We start from the raw sequence: 7,479 nt of genomic DNA, 5'->3' as shown, positions 1-7,479 counted from the left end.
TAATGATCGCTTGCCAGGCATCGCAGTTCCGGGTCAGAGGCGTCACCGACATTTCGCGCATGCTGGCAGCGTGAGTAAAGGCGCGCCCCGACGCCGGCCTGCGGCCGCATCGCTTCGCCCGGGCCATCCAGTGCGTGCAAAATTGCTGCCCGCAGTTGCCTTGGTGTCACTGCCTCCTCCTCGGCAAGCACTAACGACAACTTGCAAGGCAACTGGCCGCGCGCTGCGACAGCGTGCGCGACCGCCGCTGCCGCGTCATCGACGTGCAGGAACACATGGGCGGTGTCCGGATGTGCGTCGGCCCGGGCGACAAGGCTGGACTCGTAGCTTGCCGCGATCTGCTGCACCAGGAAAGCGTTATGACCGAGATCGTCGTAGAGCGGCGCGAGCCGCAGCATCAACCGCGGTACGGCGCCGAGTTCGTGCTGGAGCAGGTGCTCCGCCCTGATCATCATCGCCCGCAATGGCGATTTGGGATCGATGGGCGAGGCTTCATTGATCGGATTGCCGGGTTGCGACGGGGCATGGACTAGCAAGGTGCCGGCCAGCACGAATTGACCCACCGCGCACCGCAGCAATTCAACAATGATGCGTTGCAGGTTGCCGACAAGGTCGAGTTCCGCCGCGATCCGCTGCACGCTGCCGTCCGCATTGGGCGCGTCTTCCATCTCGCTGACCACATAGACGACCGACGTTATAAGCTCGCCGTGACCGGCTATCACCGCATCGAATGCCTGCGCCATATCTTTTTCACGTGTCGCGTCGATGCGAAGCGCTAGCGCACTGGGGAACGCTGCGGCAAGGTCTTCGCCATCGAGCGCGACCACACGGTATTGCTGCAACAGGCGCGCCACTACGGCGCGGCCGAGCAGCGATCCTGCCCCCACTACCAAAATCGTGTCCGTGCTATGTGCCAACGCCGACTCCTTGCCGGGGTGTTATCTGACTATCATGAAGAGACCGAGCAGGCCAGCCACGGCGGCCACACCGATCGCTGCGGACACTTGCCAGCGATGCACGCAGATCCACCACTGCGCACTGGTTGACTTCGCTTGATTGTCAAAGCGGCCATGTGCTGCAAACAAGCCCACGACCGGTACAAACAGGTTATCGGCCCGATCGGGGTGGGCGGGTTCCTGGGTCTGCTGTGCCTCATAGGCCTGTCTGGCCGCCACACGATCACCCAGGCCTGGGAAAAATCGACTGGACAGAATGGTTTTGGCGGCTGGCCAGCCCACCCATACCTCGCGAGGGCCGTGCGTGGCTGCCCAGACAATGGCCTCGCCGGCGATTTCCGGCTGGAATATTGGCGGCACTGGTTGGGCACGGCGTGGCAACTTGCTGCGGCACCAATCGAATTGCGGCGTATTGAACGCCGATAAATGCACCATCGTCAGTCTCACCGACGAATGATCGTGAACGAGTTCCGAACGCAGGGAATCGGTAAAGCCACGGATCGCCGCCTTCGCCCCACAGTATGCTGACTGTAGCGGGATGGACCGATAGGCCAGCGCCGAGCCGGTCTGCACAATACAGCCATGATTGCGCGCCGACATGCGTTTCAGCGCGGCCAACGTGCCATGCACCGCGCCCAGATAGACCACTTCCGTGACGCGGCGATACTCGGCCGCCGTTGTTTCGGCGACCGGCGCAAACACGGTCGTCGAGACATTGTTCACCCAAATCGTGATCAGTCCCAGTTCGAGCTCAATGCGCGACGCTGCTGCCTCCACCTGCTGGGCATCGGCGACATCGACGGGGATGCCCAGCGCCAGGATCCCCAGGTCGCGCAATTCGCTACAGACCCGGGCCAGGCGATCCGGCTCTCTTGCCAGGATTGCGATCCAGTCCCCGCGCTGCGCAAAGGCCCGCACGGCAGCGAGCCCCACGCCTGCGGTGCCACCGGTGACGACAACAACGTTGGGCGGATGCATTCAGGCCTCCCCGCGTTGCTGCGCTTGCTGAATGTCCAGCGCAGCCTGGATCAGTGCCAGATGGGTATAGCCTTGCGGATAGTTGCCCAGCAGCGCCTTGCTATCCGGGTCGATCTCTTCCGCGAATAAGCCGAGATCGCTGGCAAACGAGCAGATGTGCCGAAAGAGTTTGATCGCCTCCTTGGCCCGGCCTTGTCGGGCCAGGACTTGTACCAGCCAGAAGCTGCAGATGGCGAGGGTCGCCTCTTCTCCTGGCACGCCATCGTGGATGCGGTACCGATAGACCAGCGAATCCTTGGTGAGATCCCGCTGAATGCGGGCCACGGTTGCTTTCACGCGCGCGTCAGTTGGGGGGAGAAAGCCGGTCAGCGGGATCAGTAGCGCGCTCGCATCCAAAGCTGGCGATCCGAAACTTTGCGTGAACGCGCCAGTCCCGTGGTGAAACCCCTGCCCCTCGATGACGCGACGCAGCGCGTCCCGTTCGAGCTTCCAGACAGCAACGTTTCCGTCGAGTTGCCCAGCCTGTGCCAGCGCAATGGCACGGTCCAACGCGACCCAGCACATCAGCTTGGATGATACGAAATGCTGGGGCACCCCGCGCGTTTCCCAGAATCCTTGGTCCGGCTCACGCCAGCGCGCCGCGGCGGCGTCGGCTAGCCGGGCGAGCACGCGCCGCATTGGGGCGGACAGTGTCATTGGCATGCCCTGTTGGCACACCCAGGCCGCGTCGAGGACATGCCCATAGACATCCAGTTGCACCTGTTCCGCCGCCGCATTGCCGATACGCACCGGACGGGACGCACGGTACCCGTCAAGATGGCGAAGCTCCTGCTCAGGCAGGTTCGGGCTGCCATCGATCCGGTACATGATCTGCAGTCGTTTGAGATCGCAAAATCGCTCGATCCAACGAAAGAAGTCCATTGCGGCCTCGTGATGGCCCAGCGCCATCAACGCGCGCAGCACCATGGCCGAGTCGCGCAGCCAACAAAACCGATAGTCCCAATTGCGGCTGCTACCGATCCACTCCGGCAGCGAGGTGGTTGGCGCCGCCACCAGTGCTCCGGTCGGGCCAAACGTCAGCAACTTGAGAACACAGGCGCTGGTGCGCACTTCTCGTTCGAAGGGACCGCGATAGGTGCATTGCTGCTGCCACTCGCCCCAATGTCGTAGGGTCTCATCAAGGACCGCCTGGGGGTCGTGCACAGGCCGGTCCGGCCCGTCTTGTTGGAAGGACGCAATCGCCCACAGCGGCGCGCCGGGCCGCACGATGGCCACGCCTTTGGCGCGGTGCGCTTCGGTCGCCAGCGGCAGCGGCGGCGAACATACCAGGCTGAGACGTTGGTGTTCGCATACAGCGGTCACGCCATGCGAACCGACTTCCCATTGGTGGGGCTTGCGCGCATAGTCAAAGCTCGGACTGAACACTAGTTCCACCCTCACCTCGCCAACGGTCGCCTCAATGCGCCGCAACAGCCGATGGCACTCGGGTGAGTCATGGTCCAGCCGACTGCGTGCGAGACGCTCGCTATGCATGAAGTCGGTCAGGCGAAGGATCCCGCCGCTGGCTTCAAACATGGTTTCCAGTACGCCCCCTGGGACCCGGTAATAGCGCGAACTGATCGCACGACCCGTCGGCCGGATTTGAAAGTAGCCTCCTCGGTTAGCATCGAGCAATCTGCAAAATACGGCGCCGGCGTCAAAGTGCGGCATACAGCACCAGTCGATGGATCCCGACGTGCTCACCAACGCCACGCTATGCGTGTTGCCAATGACGGCATAGTCGGCAATGGGCGGATACCTGGGGTTGGTGAACACTCCGTCTCCTTGACCCTCGCCACGCTGGCAACACGCGTTGCCGAGGTCGGGATCCTGGCTTACATCTGGCGCTAGCGCGGGAAAGAACTACAACGCGCTATGCCTGCCGTTACACGGCTCAAGTTCGCGGCGTGCCATGGCTTCACCACCCGAGCCGCGCGTTGCCGTCCAAGATCGAGTCGTTGGGCTACCTGGATCTACGCCATGGCGCGACAGACCTGCGCGCACTCCTGACAGGCACGTGCGCACTCTTGGCAATGCTGCGCTTCGTGCTTGGCGCACTCCGTCCCACACTCTTCACAGACCTTCGCGCACAGCGCGCATATCGCGCGCGCGTACTGGCTGTCGCGCGCCATCATCGCCGCGGCATAGGCACATGTTTCGGCACAGTCCAGGTCGAGTGCGATGCAGCGTTTCATGGCCTCAACCTCTGGCTCACGCAGACAAGACGCAGCACAGTGATGACAGGCGACTGTGCAGGCGTGACAGGCTTCAATACAAGATAGATAGTTTTCATGTGGCATGGCAAAGCTCCTAAAGAAATTCGACCAGCGTTGCGAGACGCCGCCAAATTGAGAGCAATTCGCGCGCCACAGGAAGCAGACGACAGCATGGGAGCGACTGCCTTACAGGAGCATTACGCGACGATGACGAAACCGGTGACAGCACATGTTTTGGCCAGGCTGATGACGCTAAAGGAGCTTTTGCTTCGACGTGGCGCGCACTATGCTAAGTGGACGTTTCACCATTGCGCGAGGAGACAACGTGTTCGAACGCCCTAGCGATGCCATGCTTCGCCCCGTCTCACTGAGCCGCCGCCGACTGCTGGGAAGTCTGATCGCCGGAGGCGGCTTGGCGAGCCTGGGCGCGTATCCACGCGCCGTTTGGGCCTTGAAGAGCCAAGGCTATCCGGTCGTGCTGACAGGGACCACGTTTGACCTGGCCATTGGCGCGACGCCCATGTCGTTTACCGGCCGTATCCGGCCTACCACCAGTGTGAACGGCTCCATCCCCGCGCCGATTCTGCATTGGAAGCAAGGCACCGAGGTCACGCTGCGCGTGACCAACTTGCTCGATACCCAAACATCGATTCACTGGCACGGCATCTTGCTGCCGTTTCAGATGGACGGCGTGCCCGGTATCTCCTTTCCCGGCATCGGGCCGGGCGAGACGTTCGTGTATCGCTTTCAAGTGCGGCAAGCCGGCACCTATTGGTACCACGCGCATACCCGTTTTCAGGAGCAGACCGGCTTGTACGGACCGCTGGTCATCGAGCCAATGCATCCAGACCCGATCAAGGTCGATCGCGACTATGTCGTGATGCTCAGCGAATGGACGGATGAAAACCCGGAAATGGTGTTCGCGAAGCTCAAGAAGATGAGCGACGTCTATAACTTTCAGATGCCGACGGTGGGCGACTTTGCCCGAGATGTGTCCGAAATGGGGCTGTCCGAGGCCTTGGCTAAGCGCGCGATGTGGAACCAGATGCGAATGAATCCGACCGATTTGGCCGATGTTTCGGGAGCCACTTTTACCTACCTGATCAACGGCACGCCCGCAGATAAAAATTGGACAGCGATCGCTAAAGCCGGGGAGCGCGTGCGGTTGCGCTTTATCAACGGCTCGGCGACCAGCAACTTTGACGTCCGAATTCCCGGCGTGAAGATGACGGTGGTATCGGCTGATGGGCAGGATGTCGAACCGGTACCGGTGGATGAAATCCGCATTGCCGTCGCCGAGACTTACGACGTAGTGGTGCAGATGCCGGACGATAAGGCGCACACCATCTTTGCTCAGTCGATCGATCGCAGCGGCTACGCCAGGGCGACACTTGCACCGGAAGTCGGGATGGAAGCCGACGTGCCCAAGCTCGATCCGAAGACCTGGCTCACCATGGCCGATATGGGCATGGGCGACATGGCGGACATGGATATGGGCAGCATGGAAATGGGGGCCATGAAGATGGATCAGAAACCATCCATGGCCATGGATCGCATGGGGATGGAGTCCATGGGTGGCGCACCCACGATGCAACCAATGACGCCGGAGGCGGGCATGGGCGCCATGGGGGGCATGGGGGGGCATGACATGTCGACCATGTCCGGGCCAGCGAAGGACGCCCATGCCGGAATGGCCGGCATGGACCACGGCAAGTCCGACGCGAAGCCGGGGATGCAGAAAACCGGTGGCGAGATGGGGCATGACATGGGCAAGATGGGCAATATGCCTGGCATGGGGCCACAGGTCGACATGCGCTCGATGAACCCTTCCCGCTCGCTGTCGGATCCGGGGCCAAGACTGCGCAACAACGGCAGGCGAGTGTTGACCTACGCGGACCTTAAAACGCTCGGCCCGGTGATCGACAAGCGCCCGCCCAGCCGGGAGTTGGAACTGCACTTGACCGGCAATATGCGCCGTTTCATCTGGGGCCTCGACGGCAAGAAGTTTTCCCAAGCCGAACCGATCCGGCTCTACTACGGGGAGCGCCTGCGCATCACGCTGATCAACGACACCATGATGAACCACCCGATGCACCTGCACGGGATGTTCAGCGAGCTGGAAAATCACGAAGGCCAGGCGCTGGTCAGAAAGCACACGATCAACGTCCAGCCGTCCAAACAAGTCAGCTTCCTGGTGACGGCCGATGCGCCGGGACAATGGGCCTTTCATTGTCACTTGCTTTACCACATGGAAGCCGGCATGTTCCGCAAGGTCGTGGTCGCATGAGCGGGTTGAACCTCGCCAACGCCAGGGAGATTGACGTGCCCAACCACCGTCTCATCCTTCTCGCAAGCCTGGCTCTCTTGGCCAGCGTGCAGTGCCACAGCGTGGCGGCGCAGACGATGGCGCCGATGCCAAGTATGACACACGATACGCCGATGCCAGGCATGGCGCACGATGCCCCGATGCCACCAAAGACCGCAGCTCCAGCCGGGAAGCCAGCGCCAAGCCATCCCGCAGTCAGTCCGACAGAATCTGCCTCAGTGCCCGGCGGCGCGAATGCGATCATCCAGGTGAATGAGGCCCCGGTGCCGATGGCAGATCCGAACCGAGGCATTCCCATGCCTGGGGATACGATGGCCGATAACGATATCTACTATCAGGTGCTATTCGATCGCCTCGAGTACGTCAAGGCACCCGGCGGCTCTGGACTGGCCTGGGACATGCTCGCCTGGGTAGGACGGGATCTGAACCGGTTATGGGTCAAGTCGGAAGGCACGCGTCTGTATGGCAACACAGAGGATGCCAGAGCTGAGGCACTGTGGGGACACGCCTTTGCGCCGTTCTGGGATTGGCAACTGGGCGTGCGCCAGGATTTCGGCAATGGGCCGCCGCGGACCTGGGGCGCCTTTGGCGTGCAAGGCCTGGCGCCTTATTGGTTTGATATCGAAGCCACGGCTTATCTGGGGTCGTCGGGACGCGCTGCCGCCCGAGTGCGGGCTACCTACGATATTCGCTTCACCCAACGTCTGCTGTTGACGCCGGAGTTCGAGGCGAACGCCTATAGCAAGGCAGATGAGGCGCGAGGCATTGGCAGCGGCGTGTCCGAGTTCAAGCTTGGCTTGCGACTGCGATACGAGATCCGTCGCCAGTTCGCCCCCTACCTAGGCGTGGTGTGGGGCAAGAAGCTGGGCAATACCGCGGATTTTGCGCGTGCTGCCGGAGAGCGGACCACCGACAAGCAAATCGTTGCCGGCGTGCGAATCTGGTTCTGAACCCATTTGAGACG

6 protein-coding genes are annotated in these 7,479 nt (G+C 61.9%); 2 read left to right on the top strand and 4 right to left on the bottom strand.

Annotated elements, in window-relative coordinates:
* The 4 genes from AC6EI8_RS01210 to AC6EI8_RS01195 all read right to left on the bottom strand — a co-directional run.
* A partial coding sequence (locus tag AC6EI8_RS01210; RefSeq protein WP_498381032.1) for an NAD-dependent epimerase/dehydratase family protein occupies nucleotides 1–917 on the bottom strand: 917 nt, incomplete at its 3' end.
* 21 nt (nucleotides 918–938) lie between these two features.
* Nucleotides 939–1,934, bottom strand: a complete 996-nt coding sequence (locus AC6EI8_RS01205; protein ID WP_053821783.1) for an SDR family oxidoreductase — start codon at nucleotides 1,932–1,934, stop codon at nucleotides 939–941.
* Nucleotides 1,935–3,749 carry a glycoside hydrolase family 15 protein gene (locus AC6EI8_RS01200; protein WP_053821782.1) on the bottom strand — a complete coding sequence of 605 codons (1,815 nt, stop codon included), beginning with the start codon at nucleotides 3,747–3,749 and terminating at the stop codon, nucleotides 1,935–1,937.
* A 197-nt stretch (nucleotides 3,750–3,946) separates the two neighbouring features.
* Nucleotides 3,947–4,273, bottom strand: coding sequence for a four-helix bundle copper-binding protein (locus AC6EI8_RS01195; protein WP_062799392.1), 327 nt, complete (start codon nucleotides 4,271–4,273; stop codon nucleotides 3,947–3,949).
* Between the two features lie 265 nt (nucleotides 4,274–4,538).
* On the opposite strand from AC6EI8_RS01195, the gene AC6EI8_RS01190 reads away from it, so the two are divergent.
* Together AC6EI8_RS01190 and AC6EI8_RS01185 are read left to right on the top strand one after the other, a co-directional pair.
* Nucleotides 4,539–6,476, top strand: a complete 1,938-nt coding sequence (locus AC6EI8_RS01190; protein WP_053821781.1) for a copper resistance system multicopper oxidase — start codon at nucleotides 4,539–4,541, stop codon at nucleotides 6,474–6,476.
* On the top strand, nucleotides 6,473–7,465 hold the full coding sequence (locus AC6EI8_RS01185; protein ID WP_223819835.1) for a copper resistance protein B: 993 nt from the start codon (nucleotides 6,473–6,475) through the stop codon (nucleotides 7,463–7,465). Before AC6EI8_RS01190 ends, AC6EI8_RS01185 begins: the two co-directional genes overlap by 4 nt.
* Nucleotides 7,466–7,479: the final 14 nt, after the last annotated feature.

It is taken from the genome of Cupriavidus sp. R6-3, from assembly GCF_059772245.1.
This window is presented reverse-complemented; position numbering and strand designations above follow the sequence as displayed.

Bases quoted from the DNA above. Each gene is read 5' to 3' on its own strand.
- AC6EI8_RS01205 (WP_053821783.1), bottom strand. From the start codon at position 1,934: ATGCATCCGCCCAACGTTGTTGTCGTCACCGGTGGCACCGCAGGCGTG.
- AC6EI8_RS01195 (WP_062799392.1), bottom strand. From the start codon at position 4,273: ATGCCACATGAAAACTATCTATCTTGTATTGAAGCCTGTCACGCCTGC.
- AC6EI8_RS01190 (WP_053821781.1), top strand. From the start codon at position 4,539: ATGCTTCGCCCCGTCTCACTGAGCCGCCGCCGACTGCTGGGAAGTCTG.
- AC6EI8_RS01185 (WP_223819835.1), top strand. From the start codon at position 6,473: ATGAGCGGGTTGAACCTCGCCAACGCCAGGGAGATTGACGTGCCCAAC.